The sequence below is a fragment of the Fictibacillus aquaticus genome, from assembly GCF_002245695.1.
In the GTDB taxonomy this organism is placed as follows: domain Bacteria; phylum Bacillota; class Bacilli; order Bacillales; family Fictibacillaceae; genus Fictibacillus; species Fictibacillus aquaticus.
Genome location: NZ_NOII01000002.1, coordinates 458,737 through 475,759, shown reverse-complemented (window position 1 = coordinate 475,759; position 17,023 = coordinate 458,737). Strand labels below are relative to the sequence as shown.

At 44.8% G+C, this 17,023-nt stretch carries 14 protein-coding genes; 12 read left to right on the top strand and 2 right to left on the bottom strand.

Going from position 1 to position 17,023, the window contains the following annotated elements:
- Positions 1-3 precede the first annotated feature (3 nt).
- From queC to mltG, 5 genes are all read left to right on the top strand, one after another.
- Entirely contained in the window at positions 4-672 is a 669-nt protein-coding gene (queC, locus tag CGZ90_RS10230; RefSeq protein WP_094252389.1) for a 7-cyano-7-deazaguanine synthase QueC, read from the top strand.
- Positions 673-747: 75 nt separating this feature from the next.
- Positions 748-1,818: a M42 family metallopeptidase gene (locus CGZ90_RS10225; protein WP_094252388.1), complete on the top strand. Its 1,071-nt coding sequence runs from the start codon at positions 748-750 to the stop codon at positions 1,816-1,818.
- Positions 1,818-2,357, top strand: a complete 540-nt coding sequence (locus CGZ90_RS10220) for a DUF84 family protein (RefSeq protein ID WP_094252387.1) — start codon at positions 1,818-1,820, stop codon at positions 2,355-2,357. Before CGZ90_RS10225 ends, CGZ90_RS10220 begins: the two co-directional genes overlap by 1 nt.
- A gap of 75 nt (positions 2,358-2,432) precedes the next feature.
- Positions 2,433-3,008, top strand: coding sequence for a DUF2238 domain-containing protein (locus tag CGZ90_RS10215; protein WP_094252386.1), 576 nt, complete (start codon positions 2,433-2,435; stop codon positions 3,006-3,008).
- Positions 3,005-4,015 carry an endolytic transglycosylase MltG gene (gene mltG, locus CGZ90_RS10210; RefSeq protein ID WP_094252385.1) on the top strand — a complete coding sequence of 337 codons (1,011 nt, stop codon included), beginning with the start codon at positions 3,005-3,007 and terminating at the stop codon, positions 4,013-4,015. The genes CGZ90_RS10215 and mltG overlap by 4 nt, the downstream gene beginning before the upstream one ends.
- 42 nt (positions 4,016-4,057) lie before the next feature.
- Here mltG and CGZ90_RS10205 read toward each other — a convergent pair whose 3' ends face one another.
- Positions 4,058-6,229 (bottom strand): methyl-accepting chemotaxis protein, encoded by a 2,172-nt coding sequence (locus CGZ90_RS10205; RefSeq protein ID WP_094252384.1) that lies wholly within the window; start codon positions 6,227-6,229, stop codon positions 4,058-4,060.
- An 81-nt stretch (positions 6,230-6,310) separates the two neighbouring features.
- Here CGZ90_RS10205 and CGZ90_RS10200 point away from each other — a divergent pair, with 81 nt between their 5' ends.
- The 7 genes from CGZ90_RS10200 to murC all read left to right on the top strand — a co-directional run bounded on the left by CGZ90_RS10200 (position 6,311) and on the right by murC (position 14,922).
- Complete coding sequence (locus CGZ90_RS10200; protein WP_094252383.1) at positions 6,311-7,321, top strand: PTS sugar transporter subunit IIC; 1,011 nt, start codon at positions 6,311-6,313, stop codon at positions 7,319-7,321.
- A 4-nt stretch (positions 7,322-7,325) separates the two neighbouring features.
- Complete coding sequence (locus CGZ90_RS10195) at positions 7,326-7,643, top strand: thioredoxin family protein (RefSeq protein WP_094252382.1); 318 nt, start codon at positions 7,326-7,328, stop codon at positions 7,641-7,643.
- Positions 7,644-7,723: 80 nt separating this feature from the next.
- Positions 7,724-8,143, top strand: a complete 420-nt coding sequence (queF, locus tag CGZ90_RS10190) for a preQ(1) synthase (RefSeq protein WP_094252381.1) — start codon at positions 7,724-7,726, stop codon at positions 8,141-8,143.
- A 473-nt stretch (positions 8,144-8,616) separates the two neighbouring features.
- The gene (locus CGZ90_RS10185; RefSeq protein WP_094252380.1) at positions 8,617-9,417 is read left to right on the top strand and encodes a DUF1444 family protein; all 801 of its coding nucleotides are present in this window, start codon (positions 8,617-8,619) and stop codon (positions 9,415-9,417) included.
- Positions 9,418-9,583: 166 nt separating this feature from the next.
- Positions 9,584-12,202 carry a DNA translocase FtsK gene (locus CGZ90_RS10180; protein ID WP_094252379.1) on the top strand — a complete coding sequence of 873 codons (2,619 nt, stop codon included), beginning with the start codon at positions 9,584-9,586 and terminating at the stop codon, positions 12,200-12,202.
- A 105-nt stretch (positions 12,203-12,307) separates the two neighbouring features.
- The gene (locus tag CGZ90_RS10175; protein WP_094252378.1) at positions 12,308-13,405 is read left to right on the top strand and encodes a nicotinate phosphoribosyltransferase; all 1,098 of its coding nucleotides are present in this window, start codon (positions 12,308-12,310) and stop codon (positions 13,403-13,405) included.
- A 206-nt stretch (positions 13,406-13,611) separates the two neighbouring features.
- The gene (gene murC, locus CGZ90_RS10170; protein ID WP_094252377.1) at positions 13,612-14,922 is read left to right on the top strand and encodes a UDP-N-acetylmuramate--L-alanine ligase; all 1,311 of its coding nucleotides are present in this window, start codon (positions 13,612-13,614) and stop codon (positions 14,920-14,922) included.
- Between the two features lie 790 nt (positions 14,923-15,712).
- Here the strand turns inward: murC and CGZ90_RS10160 are convergent.
- On the bottom strand, positions 15,713-16,825 hold the full coding sequence (locus tag CGZ90_RS10160) for an aminopeptidase (protein ID WP_094252375.1): 1,113 nt from the start codon (positions 16,823-16,825) through the stop codon (positions 15,713-15,715).
- Positions 16,826-17,023: the final 198 nt, after the last annotated feature.

Below are 17,023 nucleotides of genomic sequence, written 5' to 3'. Positions count from 1 at the left end.
CAGATGAGTAAAAAAGCGGTTATCGTTTTGAGCGGCGGACTTGACAGTACAACGTGTATGGGAATAGCAAAAGATGCGGGCTATGAGCTGTATCCGATCACATTTCATTACGGACAGCGCCATAATAGAGAAGTAGAACAGGCTGTTAAAGTAGCAGAATTCTATGGTGTGGCTGATCATCGTATCGTGGATCTCGACTTTCTTAAGCAGATCGGCGGAAGTGCCCTTACAGATGAAAAGATCGACGTTCCTGAAACAGCAGAAGAAGGCATCCCTTCAACATATGTACCAGCGAGAAATATGATCTTCCTCTCACTTGCCAGTGCTTATGCGGAAGTTATCGGAGCGGAAGCGGTCTATACAGGTGTTTCTGCTGTGGATTACAGCGGCTATCCTGACTGCCGTCCTGAATTCATCGCAAGTATGGAATCTACTGTTAACTTGGCGACAAAAGCTGGGGTGACAGGTGCTCGCATTCAAATTGCGACACCGCTGATCGACAAAACAAAGAAAGAAACGATCGAGTGGGGTCTAACATTAGGTGTGCCCTATGAATTAACGACGTCGTGTTACAACGGCTTAGAAGAAGCGTGCGGCGTATGCGACAGCTGCCAGCTTAGGCTGAAAGGCTTCCGCGAAGCCGGAAGCGAAGATCCGATTATTTACCGATAAAAAGAATATGCAAGTGGAATTCCCCTGATACTGAATGTACAATGGAAACGTACATAGGTGAAAGGGGTTTTTATTTTGAATGAAAAAACGCTTTCTTTGTTTAAGACACTGACAGAACTTCCTGGTGTTCCAGGATTTGAACGTGAAGTAAGAAATTTTGTAAAAAAAGAGATCGAGCCATATAGTGACGAAATCATCCAAGACCGCCTCGGCAGTATCTTTGGTGTGAGAAAAGGAAACGGACCAAAGATCATGGTGGCAGGCCATATGGACGAAGTCGGCTTTATGGTAACAAAGATCACTCCGAACGGCATGCTGCGCATTCAGCCGCTCGGGGGATGGTGGAACCAGGTGCTGCTCGCACAGCGAGTGCAGGTGATCTCGGCCGGCGGAGAGACGATTGATGGCGTGATCGGCTCTACTCCCCCTCACCTGCTTACGCCTGAGCAGCGCAATAAAACACTGGATTTCAAACACATGTATGTGGATATCAGCGCCGATTCAAAGGAAGAGGCTGAGTCTTGGGGCGTCCGTCCTGGCCAGCCTGTTGTCCCGCTGTGCCCGTTCACACCGATGAAAAACAGCAAAAAAATCATGGCGAAAGCTTGGGATAACCGCTACGGTGTCGGACTTGCGATTGAGCTTTTAAAAGAACTGAGTGATGAGAAGCTGCCAAACACGCTGTTTTCCGGCGCTACGGTTCAAGAAGAGGTAGGTTTAAGAGGCGCAACAACCGCAGCGAACATGATTCAGCCAGACTTGTTTTTCGCGCTTGATGCGAGTCCCGCCAACGATATGACAGGAGACCGAAACGAATTCGGACAGCTTGGAAAAGGTGTGCTGCTCCGTATTTTAGACCCTCGGATGATCATGCACAGGGGCATGCGTGAATTTGTCCTGGATACAGCTGAAACACATAAGATTCCTTATCAATATTTCGTGTCGCAAGGAGGTACGGATGCAGGCAATGTCCATATTTCTGGACAAGGTGTCCCTTCTGCTGTGATCGGCATTTGCTCCCGCTACATCCATACTGCAGCATCGATCATTCATGTGGATGATTATATGGCTGCTAAAGAACTGCTGGTGAAGCTTGTGAAAACAGCTGATCAGACGACATTTAAAACAATCATCGAGAACAGCTGATGACAGAAAGTTTGATAATCGGCATAGGTTCAGGAAATCCGGCAAAGGTTAAAGCGGTGGAAGCGGGTGCTCGGTCCAGCGGCCTGGACACAGTGCAGATCGTCTCTTATAACGTACCTTCGGGTGTCCGTCCGCAGCCAATTAACGATGAAGAAACAAAGGCCGGTGCACTGAACCGTGCTGCAGCATGTGTGAAAGAGGGAGCAGACATCGGTATCGGTCTTGAGGGCGGTGTCATGCAGATGGAAGACGGCATGTACCTGTGCAATTGGGGAGCTCTTACAGACCGGAGCGGCAAAACATTCACTGCAGGAGGGGCGCGCATCAAGCTTCCTGACTTTATAGCAGACGGTCTTCAAGCTGGAAGTGAACTTGGCCAGCTGATGGCTGCATTGACAGAGGATGCTGATGTTAGGAAGAAAGAAGGCGCGATCGGAATTTTTACCTCCAGACTCGTTAATCGTGACGAGATGTTCGTGCACATCGCCCTTATGCTTTTCGGCCAATATGAGTATAGCTTACAAGAAAAACAGTCCTGATCAGGACTGTTTTTCATATTTCAAGGCAGTCTGCACATTCTATGATTAACTTGTTACATCGAGGTGCAGAAGCAGATGAACAGAAAAATCATTATCATTCTTAGCTGGAGCTATACGATTTTTATGGCAGCCATGCTTGTTTACTATTATCCAAAAGGTGACGTTCACAGCTGGCAGGTTGCTGCTGCGGGCATTCTTTGCGGAGCAGTTCCAATCGTTCTCGCGCATTTTACAAAAGTAAAATTCAACATGCCGCTTATCGTTTCTTATATTGGTTTTTTATTCGCTTCTCAATATCTCGGTTCGATAAGAGGTTTTTACGGCCTTGGCTGGTGGGATACGTTTCTTCACTTGCTGAGCGGGGTTTTGCTTGGATTTGTTGCTGTAGCGCTATACGAAAGAATGACGAAAACGGAAGGCCGCTCTTATATTTCAGTATGGCTGCCGTTTTGGTTCATCCTCTCCTTTTCGGTGTTTGGCGGTGTTGTTTGGGAGATCTACGAATTCAGCTTCGACCAGCTGTTTAATATGACGCTGCAGGGCGGAGGAAACAGTGACACGATGGTCGACCTGATCTCAGACACAGCAGGCGGTATTGCAGCTGCGCTTTGGGGCTATTTGACTGCTAAAAAGAAGGCTTCTGAATCATGAGGCGGCGGACAGCATGGTTCATCCTTCTTGCAGGCTTTGTCTTTGCTGCCATTTACGTTTGGACACTGCTGCCGGGAGAAACGAGAAGCGAAGAAATCACCATCACCGTCCATAAAGAAGACGATCTTTATGATATAGCAGGTGTGCTGGAGCAAAAGGATATCATAAAAAGCAGGCAGCTGTTTTATGTTTACGGGAAACTCCAAAGCGGCGGAAAAGAGATCGTAAAGGGAAGACATACATTATTCAAAGATGCTTCATACCGTGAGCTGTACATCGACCTGAAAACAAAAGCGAAAGAAAGGAAAGGTATTGAACTCGTCATTTCAGAAGGACATACATCACGACAGATCGGAGAGAAAATACAATCTCTTGGGATCGCTGATAAGCACGCCTTTCAGAAAGCCGTCCGGTCAGCCGGGACACTGACAAGCGAACAGTCTGAAAAGCTGCAGCTGCCTGATGACAAAAACGGAACAATACCTGTATTAGAAGGCTATTTATACCCAGGTACTTATTATTTTAAAGAAAAGACTGAAGCAGCTGAGATCGTAAGGCAGGCTGTGGAGCGTTTTCTGGAAAATACAAAAAAATTAAACATAAACAAAGAGAGATTAAACGATGTGGTTATCATCGCTTCGATCGTCCAAAAAGAAGCACTGCTGGATCAGGAGAGGCTCGTTATTGCCGGGGTCTTTCAGAATAGGATAAAAAAAGGCCAGAAGCTGCAGTCATGCGCGACTGTGCAATATTTGCTGCAAAAGCCTAAAGCAAGGCTGAGGATCGCTGATCTTAAAGTGAGAAGCCCTTATAATACATATTTAAATAAGGGATTGCCGCCTACTGCAATATCTAATCCGGGCTATGAATCGCTGAAAGGGGCAGCCAGACCGGCAAGACATGGCTATTTTTATTTTGTAGCCAAACAGGACGGTTCTGGCAGCCATTATTTTTCTTCAACGTATGAGCAGCATCAAAATTATACCTCTCTCGGAGGGAATGATTAAATGCGAAAGGACTCCGGAAAGTTTCCGGAGTCCTTTTTTAAACTATTGACGATGATCTTCTTCAATGTGGTCATTCTCTTCCTGTTCAACAGCCGCAGCGGCTTCGTCTATGTAATGAGCTTCTGTATGTACATAGGAAGAAACTTCGTTGTCATCCATTTTATCATCCAGCTGGAATTGGCTTACCTCTTCTTCAAGAATAGCTGCAACACCTTGAAGCTCTTCAGCTGCAAGGTTTACTTGCTGAATCGCTTCTTTCTGATGGATAGCTGATGCGCTCACTTGTTCCGTCATAGCGGCAGATTCCTGCGAAATCGCACTTACTTCATGCATTTTTTCAGAAAGAGTTTTATTTGCTTTTTCAACTAAGGTAACCGCTTCATGAACGCTTGCCAGTTTCAAGTGGATGCCGCCGATATTGCCGGCAATGGCAGAAAAAGCTTTTTCCGTTTCTTGTACAGATTTTTCTTGTTCTTTTCGGTACTGCTCGAACAAAGCTGTTTCTGAAGCTAGACTTTCCATCTGTTTAGCCATTCCTGTGACTAGCTGCTGAATGCGTTCCGCTTCGCTCTTTGACCGTTCGGCAAGCTTTCGGACTTCGCTTGCTACTACTGAGAAGCCTCGGCCGGCATCCCCTGCTCTTGCTGCTTCTATAGCCGCGTTAAGGGAAAGCAGGTTAGTGCTCCCTGCAATTTCCTGAATGGTTTCTACAATCGAAGTAATCTGTTTCGACTGTCGGCTCGCCTGCTGGATCTCCTGAATGAGGCTGTTGGCCAGATCGAGGAATTTGCCAGAGTGTTCATGAAGTTGAGAGACGGTCTCTTTTCCTTTAGTCCCTTCGTTTTTGGCGTTTTGCGCCTCTGCAGAAATCTCCGCACTGTATTGCTTTGTCTCTTCAATAGCATGCGTTACTTCAGCTAATAGATGGGTGCTTTCCTGAAGGTGCTTCGCCTGGCTTTGTGCTCCTTCAGAAACTTGCAAGACTGCAGATGCAACTTCTTCTGTCTGAGCTGTCGTTTCTTCGGAGACGGCAGCAAGGTTTTGTGAAGAAGAACTCATTTTATCTGCTGCTGCTTTTACCTCAAGCATCGCTTTTTGTACTTTGGATGCCATCATGTTGAACGTTTCGGCCAGTTCGCTCATTTCATCTTGGTGCTTTAATGTGACACGGTGGCTTAAGTTGCCTTCTCCAATGATGGAACTGCCTTCTTTAAGAAGAGAGATAGAAGACATGATGGTCCGGATCAGCCAGATGCCGGCTGCCATAAGTGCAGCAGAAATGAGAACGCTGATTCCTGTTAAAAGGAGAGTCAGCCATAGCTGGGATTCTTTCTGTGAAGTGTTCTGCTCTTTTCTTTCTTTTTGGAGAAGCTGGTCGATTCCTTTCATACTGTTCTCAACAGTTAGTGCTGTACTTTCAAATGTCTTAATCGACTGATTGATGCCGCTGTTAAGTGTTTGAATCGTGTCGGCAGAGCTAGTATATTTCAACGTTTTTGTCTTGAAGTCTGTAAGCTCTTCTGGTGAAATTGCAGCAGCATCCAGCAGCAGGTCAAATTTTGCGGCTGTTTCTTTAAAAGAGGCAACAGATTCCGTGTTTGCACTTAGCAGAGCCTCTTTTTCTGCAACCTGCATGATGAGAAGCTGTCTGGCAAGCTTGCTGTCATTCATCCCGTCAATTTTTGCCTGGAAGGACGCTGATGTTTCTTTCATTAACTTCTCTAATGCAAAGATCTGTTCAGATTTGCCAGAAGTCATCTGAAATTCAGACGAATAGCTGGCTGTCACATCCTCGATTTCTTTAAGCGCCTCTTTCTGTTCGTTTGAGCTAGCCTTCTTTTTTAATTGGTTAATTTCTTTCTCCAGACTGCTGATCGAAGAAATGACGCTCTCTTTTTTCTCAACTGAGGGGGAACGGAAATAATCCTGCTCCTTTGCCCTTACTTCATAAAATTGGGACATGATCCCGCTGCTCAGTAATAGAGTTTCCTGAATGTTGTTCATTTCTTTTTCCATCTTATTGCTGCTGAAAATGTAAAGAGCAGTGAATGCAAGGAGCAGGAGGAGCCCGGTCAAAACGACACCCAGCATAATCCTGATTCGGTTTTTGATAGTCAGCTTCAATTTAGATACCCCATTCTTTTGCTGAATTTGTATGTTCTTTAATAGATTTATCGGCTGCTTCAGGTTCATGTTAACCATGTTCTCATACAAATTTATTTTTACACCTGTCTTTACACATGTAAAATCTTCATTATAATCAATAAGGGTATACTATTTTAAAGGAGTCAAGCGATGAAAAATTTTTTAAGAAAAAAGGGCGTTTCCCTTTCTATAAAAGAATACATTATTACCGGATTCAGCTATTTTGCTCTTGGTCTCATGTCTTCACTCGTGATCGGACTTATTTTTAAAACAGCGGGCGAACAGTTTCACCTGCCTTTCTTTGTAAAGGTGGGAACACTTGCAATGAGCTTGATGGGACCGGTGATCGGTGCAGCAGTGGCATATGGCTTGAAGGCGCCGCCGCTTGTCATGTTTGGAGCTGCCATCGCTGGAGCTGCAGGAGCTGAGCTCGGAAGTGTTGCAGGATGCTATATCGCAGCAGTCATTGCCTGTGAAGCAGGAAAAATCGTATCAAAAGAAACTAAGTTCGATATTTTGGTGACACCGGGAGTGACAATCTTGACTGGTTTCTTGACCGCTCAGTTTGTCGGACCTGCCATAGGAAAGTTTATGGCGAACTTCGGAGAACTCGTAATGTGGGCGACCGAACAGCGTCCTTTCCTGATGGGAATCCTCGTTGCCACACTTCTCGGATTTGCGTTAACAGGGCCGATCTCGAGTGCAGCCATTGCGATGATGCTTGGTCTTGAAGGGATTGCTGCTGGGGCAGCCACGATCGGCTGTGCGGCTCAGATGATTGGTTTTGCAACAAGCAGCTACCGTGACAACGGGATAGGGGGTTGGCTCACGCAGGGAATCGGTACATCCAAACTGCAGTTTCCGAACGTCATAAAGAACCCTCTTATCCTCATACCCCCGACAGCAGCCGGAATCCTTCTTGCTCCGATCGGAACGATTTGGCTGCATATGGAAAACATACCTGCAGGTGCGGGGATGGGAACGAGCGGTCTTGTGGGTCCTCTTATGACCCTAAGGACTATGGGCTTTACAGCAGAAACATTCATAGCAGTCCTGATGCTGCATTTTATTGGACCAATTATCATCTCCCTGTTACTATCAGAATGGATGAGAAAAAGAGGGTATATTAAACCCGGAGATATGAAATTAAAGGAGCAATGACAGAATGAAAGAGATGCATTCCCGAGAAGAACTTTTTGCCGCGATTGATAAAGGAGCGAGTATTGTCCTTTTTTCAGCGGACTGGTGTCCGGACTGCGTGTTCATCAAACCGTTTATGCCTGAAGTCGAGTCTAAATTCACTCAGTTTGAGTTTCTATACGCAGACCGCGACAAACTGATTGAAGTTTGCCAAGAGCTTGATATTTTTGGCATTCCCAGCTTTGTAGCTTTCAAAGACGGAAAAGAGATCGGCCGCTATGTGAATAAAGACCGGAAAACACAGGAGCAGATCGAACAGTTTATTTCTGAGCTGTCAATTTAAGGCGCCTAAATAATATTGATGTGGTATAATGAGTTTTAATGCGCAATAATTATTTAATTTAAGAAAGGCGGTTCTTCTTCATGGCTAAAGTAGAAGTAAACCATAGTAAATACGAAGGCATTCGTTTTGATATCCAAGATGAGAATGTAATTCTTGTTGATATCCTTGAAACGATTCCTTATGAATATATCGGTAAAGATACGCTTGTTACCATCCCGACAACAGAGTTCACGTCTGTCTGCCCGTGGTCCGGGCTTCCGGATTTTGCTGATATCATTATCAGCTATATCCCTACAGAAGAGCTTGTAGAGATGAAATCATTGAAATACTATCTTACTTCATACCGAAACGTAGGCATCTACCAGGAACATGCAACAAACAAAATTATGGAAGACCTCGCACGTTTGCTTAAGCCTAAGTATCTTAAGGTGACAGGCAACTGGAATGCCCGCGGCGGACTTGGTACTGAAGTAGTATGCGAATATAAAGCAGGCGAATAAATAAGATGAAAAAACCTCCCTTTAACGGAGGTTTTTTCGCACTTTAAAGAAGGCTCTTTTTGTAAACTATGTCGTGATTAAAGAACTCAGAGAAGCGCTTGATCTCCGTTTCAGGCGCACGCTTTCCGCGGGGCGTGGCGAAAAGCACGGGTCGGCTCATTTAGCCCCGACAAGGAAAAGGGAATGGGGCCGGTAAGTCGGTCTTTGACTTATTGGACACTTGGAAGGATACGTAGCAAGACATCGCACGAAGAAAATGCGATTTTCATTTTCGAGGAGTCGGCACCTTACACTCCGATCAACTTTATCTAAGATGAAATCAAGGTTGATCTAGTGAATGTGATGAATATGCAATTTGGGAATCGAAGCTATATGCAAACCATTTATCATGGATGGGCACTGAAGTATACTCTTCAAGCCAATTCCGCTTAATTTATTAACAAAACAAACCGTTAACAAGGAGGTAACCGTCTGTGTCCGACGTAACTAAATTAAGAAAACTGCTAGAAAGCAATCTAAAAGAAAAAGGTCTTCAAACACAGTACAATTCTAAGGAAGAAACTTTGCGTGTTGAAAACCTTCAGACTGGGAAGGGAGCAAACCTCTCGCTTTCTGGACTTGCTGCTAAATGGCACAACAGAAAAGATGCCTTTTTAGAGGAGCTTCTTTACCATGTGGAGAAATCCCTTAAAGGAGAGGAAGAAGCACCTCAAGAAGCAGCGAAGAACATTTTCCCTGTGATCAGGTCCACATCGTTTCCTGTTGAAGCAGGGGAAAAGCGTCTGCTTCATGACGAACACACTGCTGAAACGAACATTTTTTATGCTCTGGATCTCGGAACGACTTATCGTCTCATAACCGAAGAACAGGCCGAAAGCTGGAATTTAAGCAGAGAGCAGATAAAGGAAATGTCTGCTTTCAACCTTCGCCGTCTTCCAATACAGGCTAAGAAGGATACAGTAGCCGGAAACACGTTTTATTTTATCAACCATAACGATGGCTACGATGCTAGCCGAGTGCTGAACACCTCTTATTTGAACGAAATAAAGTCGGCGATTAAGGGGAAGATGGCTGTTGCTGTGCCTCATCAGGATGTGCTCATTATCGCGGATATTGAAAACGAACAAGGGTTTGATGTGCTGGGTCAAATGGCGATGCAGTTTTTTATTAACGGCCGGGTACCTGTAACGGCGCTTTCTTTTTTATATGAAGAAGAAGGCCTCGAACCCGTATTTATTCTGGCAAAGAACAAGAATACGTCAACAGAAGAATAAAAAAATTGCAGGAAATTGTTGCCGGTACGGCACAATCAGCTATGTATACTGTCGAATCATTAATTAAATAAGGAGGAACGTCTGTTTATTATTTTCAGACTATTGTTCCTCCCATTTTTTAGCTACAATAAAGAAAAAGCGGTACAGAGAAAAAGGTGGTGGATCCATGAGCTGGCTAAAAAAAATGATGAATTACTTTTTTGACGACGAAGAAGACATGGAAGAACCTGAAGAGCGTGAAAAAGCGCCGAAAAATGTCCAGACGAGACAAGCTGCAGATAACGCATCAAAACATACTGCAGACAGTACAAAATCATCCAAAATAAAGAACGCGGGTTCTGGGCCTAAGATGCTGAGTGATTACCCTGCACCAGGAAATTTCCGTTTCCCGGTTATTCCGGATGAGCCGCGTCCTGAAACTGAAAGAAGGATAAATCCTCAAGCGGAGCACCGTGCACCTGCTAGTAAGCCGGTCAGGGTTGACAATATCAGCCGGACAGTGCGCAGCAAAGAACGCACTGTTGAAAGAAACATAGAGCGGCGTCAGGATGATACAAGAAAAGAGCGTACGCCAAGAAAGAGAGAAAAGTTCAGACCTGAGCCTGTTCCTTCTCCAATCTATGGTTTAAACCCGGTAAACAGGAATGACTTAAACCCGGTAAACAGGACTGACGCACCAGAGAAAAAACTACATAACAAGCAAAACATCGAAACTACAAACTCAGAAGTGACGCCGAAATTTGTTCCGACAGATATTCCTTCTCCTGTTTACGGCTTTAAAGAACGGAACAAAGAGAAGATTATTTTTCCCGGCTGGTCGTTTAAGGATGAACAAAAGAAGGAAGATCCTCAAATGATTAATGAGGATAATGCGGAAGAAAATCAGAACGAAGCAGATGGTGTGGTTTATCACGAATCACAAGATCAGGATTCTATTTTAGATGAAAGAGTGGAGTTACTGCCTGCTGCTTCAGAAGAAATTCTATTTGATGCTGAACCAGAAGAACAGAATGAATCAGAACTGACAAGAGCTGATCATGATGGACCAGCTTTTGCAGTATCAGAACCGCCTGCAGAAGAGAAAGAAGAACCACTTGCTGCGGAGGCATCGGAAACTGCTGAAGAGCAACCGTCAGCAATAATAACTCCGTCTGTTACCGCAGGAGGGGATACAAAAGAAAGAAAAACAGAACCGCCTATGAAGAAGCCCGGCGGTACTTATGTTCCTTTTAATGTGATGATGCTGAAAAAAGACAGGCAGGCCATCAAAGAAAGAGCAGCTGCTCCTGCTCCAAAAGCTGTCCCGCAGCCCGCTGTTAAACCAGCTGAAATGGCTCCTAGCGTAAAGCCAGCTCAGGAAAAGAAAAGTCATTTGATCCCGATAGAATTCTTGGATGTAGCTCCTGCTGCACAGTTGGATGATGAAAGCTGGCTATTGTCACAGGAATCACTGCTGCAGGAAACGTTGAACAACTTCAATGTGAACGCGAAGGTCGTGCACCTGACACAGGGGCCATCTGTTACACGGTTTGAGGTTCAGCCTGCACCGGGGGTGAAGGTGAACAAAATCACCAACCTGACAGATGATATCAAGCTGAGTTTATCAGCGAGAGACATCCGAATTGAAGCGCCGATACCTGGCAAGAACACGATTGGTATTGAAGTTCCAAACCGGGTCAGCCGGGCCGTTTACTTGAGGGAGATTATCGAAGATCCAGCATTCAGTGCCAGCGGTTCGCCATTAACTGTAGCTCTGGGACTTGATATTTCAGGATCGCCTGTTGTTACAGATTTGCAAAAAATGCCGCATGGCTTGATAGCGGGAGCAACAGGATCTGGAAAGAGTGTCTGTATTAACTCGATACTTGTCAGCCTTCTTTATAAGTCTTCTCCAGAAGATGTCAGGCTGCTTCTCGTTGATCCGAAAATGGTAGAACTAGCACCATACAACCATATACCGCACTTGGTAACACCGGTTATCAACGATGCAAAGGAAGCTACAGCTGCCTTAAAATGGGCTGTTGAAGAAATGGAACGCAGGTATGAAGATTTTGCCAGAACCGGAGTGCGCGATATCAAACGTTTCAACGATAAAATGACTGCTGAAAAGCATTATGCCAATAAGATGCCGTACATCGTCATCGTGATCGACGAGCTTGCAGATCTTATGATGGTGTCACCGCAGGATGTTGAGGAAGCAATCTGCCGTATCGCTCAAAAAGCGAGGGCTTGCGGGATTCATTTGCTGCTGGCGACACAGCGGCCGTCTGTAGACGTTATTACAGGCTTAATAAAAGCGAATATCCCTACACGTGCAGCATTCGCTGTATCGTCTGCCATCGATTCAAGAACGATTCTCGACATGAGCGGAGCAGAGCGCCTGCTCGGACGAGGGGACATGCTGTTTATGGAAAACGGCTCTAACAAAGCAGTCCGTATTCAAGGGAACTTTGTTTCTGACGATGAGATCGAAGCGGTAACAACCTATGTAAAAGAAGAATATCCGCTCAACTATTTGTTTTCAAGAGAAGAACTGATTCAGACTCAGCAGCATATCGACCAGGAAGATGATCTGTTTGAAGAAGCTTGTTATTATGTCATGGACGTAGGGGCGGCCTCTTCTTCCAGCCTGCAAAGAAGGTTTCGAGTCGGATTTAACCGCGCTGCGCGTCTGATTGAGATGATGGAAGCATTCGGACTTGTTTCAGAAGCGATGGGATCAAAGCCAAGGAACGTTCTATTAACACCGGAAGAATTTGAAGAACGGCTTTATGCTGACGTTTAAAGCTGAGGGAGCTCCCTCAGCTTTTTCTTGTGTTCCAAAACTCTCTTTATTATGATAAGGTAGGACAATCGGATGCCGTCTTACTATGTATTGAGGAGTATTTACATGAAAGAAATAGAGCTGAAGCTGCAAGGAAAGATCAGCAGGCTGACAAACAAGACATTTAAATTTGACGAGAGAGCCGGCGAAGGCTGGTTTTCCGCAGTATATTTCCTAAAGACGTGTGAGATCGTCGAAGCATATAAGCCTGACAATGTGGTGACGATGCAGTTTTTCCAGAAAAATGATGCTGTCCTTTGCGGGACAGATGAAGCGATAGCATTAATAAAAACATTCGGGAAAAATCCAGAAGAACTTGAAATTTACTCTCTGAGGGATGGAGATAAAATCTCTCCGTTTGAAACGGTGCTTACAATCAAGGGGCCTTATCAAAATTTCGGATTTTTAGAAGGAGTAATTGACGGGATACTGGCAAGAAGAACGTCAGTTGCGACGAATGTATATAATGTGGCCAAAGCTGCGAGCCTTTCAGGTATACAAAAACCTGTTATTTTCATGGGGGACAGGGACGATCACTTTGCACAGCAGGCAGGAGACGGATATGCTGCTTATATAGGCGGAGCCTCTGCACAGGCGACTCATGCAATGAATGAATGGTGGGGCAAAAAAGGCATGGGAACGATGCCGCATGCCTTGATTCAGATTTTTAACGGCGATATTGTGGAAGCGACAAAGGCATACCACAAAAAGTATCCTGAAGATGATCTGATCGCTCTCGTGGACTATAACAATGATGTCATCACAGATGCACTAAAAGTTGCGCGTGAGTTCGGAAGCACTCTAAAAGGTGTAAGAGTCGATACGTCGAGGACGATGGTCGACCAGTATTTTTTCAGGAACCAGGATGTCCTTGGAAACTTCGATCCAAGAGGTGTAAATCCAGAACTCATTTTTGCGCTGCGAAGGGCATTGGATGAGGAAGGCTTCAGCCATGTGAAAATTGTTGTGAGCGGAGGATTCACGAAGGAAAGAATCACTCGCTTTGAAGAACTGAAGGTTCCGGTCGATATATATGGTGTAGGCAGTAATTTGCTGAAAATCAATATTGGCTTTACTGGTGACAATGTGCTGATGCATGACGGCCATCAGGCAAAGGCAGGCCGTATATACAGGCCAAATCCGAGACTTGAAAAAGTCGAATAGAACGGCAACATGTTTTGGTGCACAATGCACAAAATAAACAGAGTAAAAAGGACACTAGGCTAGAGCAGCAGTTGGCCGGAAAAGCTGCGATTTGCTATAATGTATGAGATGCCGTGCCGCTTCTTTATGCGCAAGTATGCAGAGCGGGCATATAATACATTAAAAATAGGCCTTTTAGAAGGTGTTCTTTTGTGGAGGTCTTTACAATGACACAATATCATTTTGTTGGAATAAAAGGGACGGGAATGAGTGCGCTGGCGCAAATTCTCCACGATATGAAATTTGACGTGCAGGGATCGGATATTGATATGCCGATTTTCACTCAAGTGGGGCTTGAAGAAAGAGGAGTTTCAATCCTTCCTTTTAACAAGGATAACATCCGTCCAGGTCAGACGATCATTGCCGGGAATGCGTTCAGCGGGGATCACGAAGAACTTAAGGCAGCTGTGGAGCTCGGATTGCCAGTTTACCGATATCACCATTTTCTTGGCGATTTTGTTAAAAAGTTTACTGGGATCGCGGTGACTGGAGCACACGGTAAAACATCAACGACTGGACTTCTCGCACATGTTCTTGAAGGTGCGAAGCCGACAGCGTTCCTGATAGGAGACGGAACAGGGAAAGGAATCGAAAACAGCGAGTATTTCGTGTTTGAAGCATGTGAATACCGCCGTCATTTTCTTTCGTATGAGCCGGATTATGCGATCATGACGAATATCGACTTTGACCATCCGGATTACTTTAAGGATGTCGAGGACGTATTCAGCGCGTTCCAGCAGATGGCGATGCAAGTCAACAAAGGCATCATCGCTTGTGGAGATGATCCATATCTTCAGAAAATTCAGGCTCAAGTTCCGGTTGTGTTCTACGGCCTTGGTGACCATAATGATTTCCAGGCGAAGAATATCGTCCGTGATGCGAACGGGACTACGTTTGATGTATTCGTGCGCAATACATTCTATGGAACGTTCACCATTACAGGGTACGGTACGCATAACGTGTTGAATGCACTGGCTGTGATCGGGATCTGCCATTATGAAGACATCCCGACGGATATTATCGCAGAGCGCTTGAAAACGTTCGGAGGAGTAAAACGCCGTTATTCAGAAAAAACGTTCGGCAGCCAGATTCTAATCGATGATTATGCTCACCACCCGACTGAGATCAAAGCGACGATTGAAGCAACATCTTATAAATATCCTGACCGTGATGCTGTTGCGATCTTCCAGCCGCATACCTTCACTCGTACGAAGACATTCTTGACTGAATTCGCGGACAGCCTGAAGGGGGCCGATTATGTTTACTTATGTGATATTTTCGGTTCTGCCCGTGAAAATGCAGGCGAATTGACGATTCAAGATCTCCTTGATCTAATCCCGAACGCTCAGCTTATCAGTGAAGATACAATTGATGTGCTTAAGCAGCATGAAACAGGAGTCCTTCTTTTCATGGGGGCTGGAGACATTCAGAAATTCCAAAAAGCTTACGAAAACGCGTGCCAGACACCCGTTGAATAATAAAAAAACCGCTGTAAAAGGATAATCCTTTGCAGCGGTTTTTTGTTTATCAAAGTTGCTAATTTAGTATTCATGGAAGCTGTTGATTTCCGCTACAGGCACACGCTTTCCGCGGGGCAGGCGGTGCCTTTCACTCCAATCAACTTAAACAACGTAGAAATCATGATGAAAAACCTTTGTGAAAATCTTTTCCTTGGGTTCTTCTGGTCAGGAATATAAAAGACACTATTGTCGAACACATTCCGCTTGATAAGTGAGGGTCCTCAGCAATACCTTAAACGTAAAGACAAAGCTGTGTTTATTCTCAAGGAGTGGCCCATATCAGCCTCCTGCCCTTTTACTTATCGTGACTGAGCCGTTTCAGGATTCGCTGACACCTTGCGGAAAGCGCGCTCCTGTAAAGCAGAGCGACATCTCACTTGTTTACTATATAAAGATTTTAGTTGGATTTATGTCTTTTAAAGTTCTAAAGTCACCTTTGAATACTTCATTGATAAAGTTGATCGCAGTGAAAGGTGCCGTCTCCTCGAAAATGAAAATCGCATTTTCTTCGTGCGATGTCTTGCTGCGTAGCCTTCCTTATCCTGCGGGTTGAGTGGGCAGGTGAGACCTTTTAAAGTCGCGCAGCGGCAAAAGGGCTCACCGCTCACCCCGCGGAAAGCGTGCACCTGTAACGGAGATCAACATCTCCTCAGAATACTAAAAGCAACAATGATTGCTTAAAAGAGCTTTATCAAAAAGAAAAGCTGCCTGCAAGATAATGCACATCTTGCAGGCAGTTTTTTTTTGTTTATTTCAGGTTCTCAGGGTTCAGCACTTCAAGCTCTGGAAGCACGAATACGCCGTCTTTGCGGATGAGGACATCGTCAAAATAGATTTCTCCTCCGCCGTAGTCGCTGCGCTGGATCATGACCATATCCCAATGGATGTTAGACTCGTTGCCGTTATACGCTTCTTCGTAAGACTGGCCAGGCGTAAAGTGGAAGCTGCCGTCGATCTTTTCATCAAACAGGATGTCTTTCATCGGATGCTGGATGAATGGATTCACACCGATCGCAAATTCTCCTACATAGCGTGAACCTTCATCCGTATCAAAGATTTTATTGATGCGCTCTGAATCGTTTGCTGTGGCTTCAACAATCTTGCCATCCTTAAACGTCAGCTTCACGTTTTCAAAAGTGAACCCATTGTAAGGTGAAGGTGTGTTGTATGAGATCGTTCCGTTGACTGAATCCTTGACTGGAGCTGTGAACACCTCTCCATCAGGAATGTTGTAATTACCTGCACATTTTACAGACGGGATGTCTTTGATAGAGAAAGTAAGGTCTGTTCCAGGACCCGTCAGGCGGACTTTGTCTGTACGGTCCATCAAATCCTTCAATGCGTCCATCGCGTTGTTCATTTTGCTGTAATCAAGTGTACATACATCGAAGTAGAAATCTTCAAATGCTTCTGTGCTCATGCTTGCAAGCTGTGCCATAGATGCACTTGGGTAGCGGAGAACACACCATTTTGTATCCTTTATGCGGATATTGCGGTGCATCGCGAAAATCGTTTTTTCGTAAAGAGCCATTTTTTCTGCAGGTACATCAGAAAGCTCGTTAATGTTATCGCCAGCACGGAGACCAATGTATGCATCCATCTGTTTCATCATGTTTCCTTCATGCTCAGCGATCATCTTCATCTGTTCTTCAGATGCCTCCATGAATTGCTGACGCATAATTGAGTGGTCTTTCAGCAAGACGAAAGGGAATCCGCCGGCTGCGTAAGCTTCTTTTACAAGCTCGTTCACAAGCTCTTTTTGCAAACCGAAGTTTTCGATAAGAACTTTTTCGCCTTTTTGCAGGTTAACGGAATATGTAATCAGGTTTTTTGCCAATTGGCTGATGCGCGGATCTTTCAATGGTATTGCCCCCTTATTTAGAAAAAATAATCTTACAAGTCTATTTTAACTTAATTTAGACAATTTGTAATGTTCTATAAAGAAAACTAGGCTTACCCCGAGCCATAATGCCAGCCTTAGCTGCACTAACACTTAGACGTGACTTTTTTGCCGGTTTCTCATCACAGCATTATTAAAAAAATTTAAGTGGAAAAAGGG

What these genes read in the sequence shown, in the direction of transcription:
- queC (WP_094252389.1), top strand. Translation starts at nt 4, where the DNA reads ATGAGTAAAAAAGCGGTTATCGTTTTGAGCGGCGGACTTGACAGTACA.
- CGZ90_RS10220 (WP_094252387.1), top strand. Translation starts at nt 1,818, where the DNA reads ATGACAGAAAGTTTGATAATCGGCATAGGTTCAGGAAATCCGGCAAAG.
- CGZ90_RS10215 (WP_094252386.1), top strand. Translation starts at nt 2,433, where the DNA reads ATGAACAGAAAAATCATTATCATTCTTAGCTGGAGCTATACGATTTTT.
- mltG (WP_094252385.1), top strand. Translation starts at nt 3,005, where the DNA reads ATGAGGCGGCGGACAGCATGGTTCATCCTTCTTGCAGGCTTTGTCTTT.
- CGZ90_RS10200 (WP_094252383.1), top strand. Translation starts at nt 6,311, where the DNA reads ATGAAAAATTTTTTAAGAAAAAAGGGCGTTTCCCTTTCTATAAAAGAA.
- CGZ90_RS10195 (WP_094252382.1), top strand. Translation starts at nt 7,326, where the DNA reads ATGAAAGAGATGCATTCCCGAGAAGAACTTTTTGCCGCGATTGATAAA.
- queF (WP_094252381.1), top strand. Translation starts at nt 7,724, where the DNA reads ATGGCTAAAGTAGAAGTAAACCATAGTAAATACGAAGGCATTCGTTTT.
- CGZ90_RS10180 (WP_094252379.1), top strand. Translation starts at nt 9,584, where the DNA reads ATGAGCTGGCTAAAAAAAATGATGAATTACTTTTTTGACGACGAAGAA.
- CGZ90_RS10175 (WP_094252378.1), top strand. Translation starts at nt 12,308, where the DNA reads ATGAAAGAAATAGAGCTGAAGCTGCAAGGAAAGATCAGCAGGCTGACA.
- murC (WP_094252377.1), top strand. Translation starts at nt 13,612, where the DNA reads ATGACACAATATCATTTTGTTGGAATAAAAGGGACGGGAATGAGTGCG.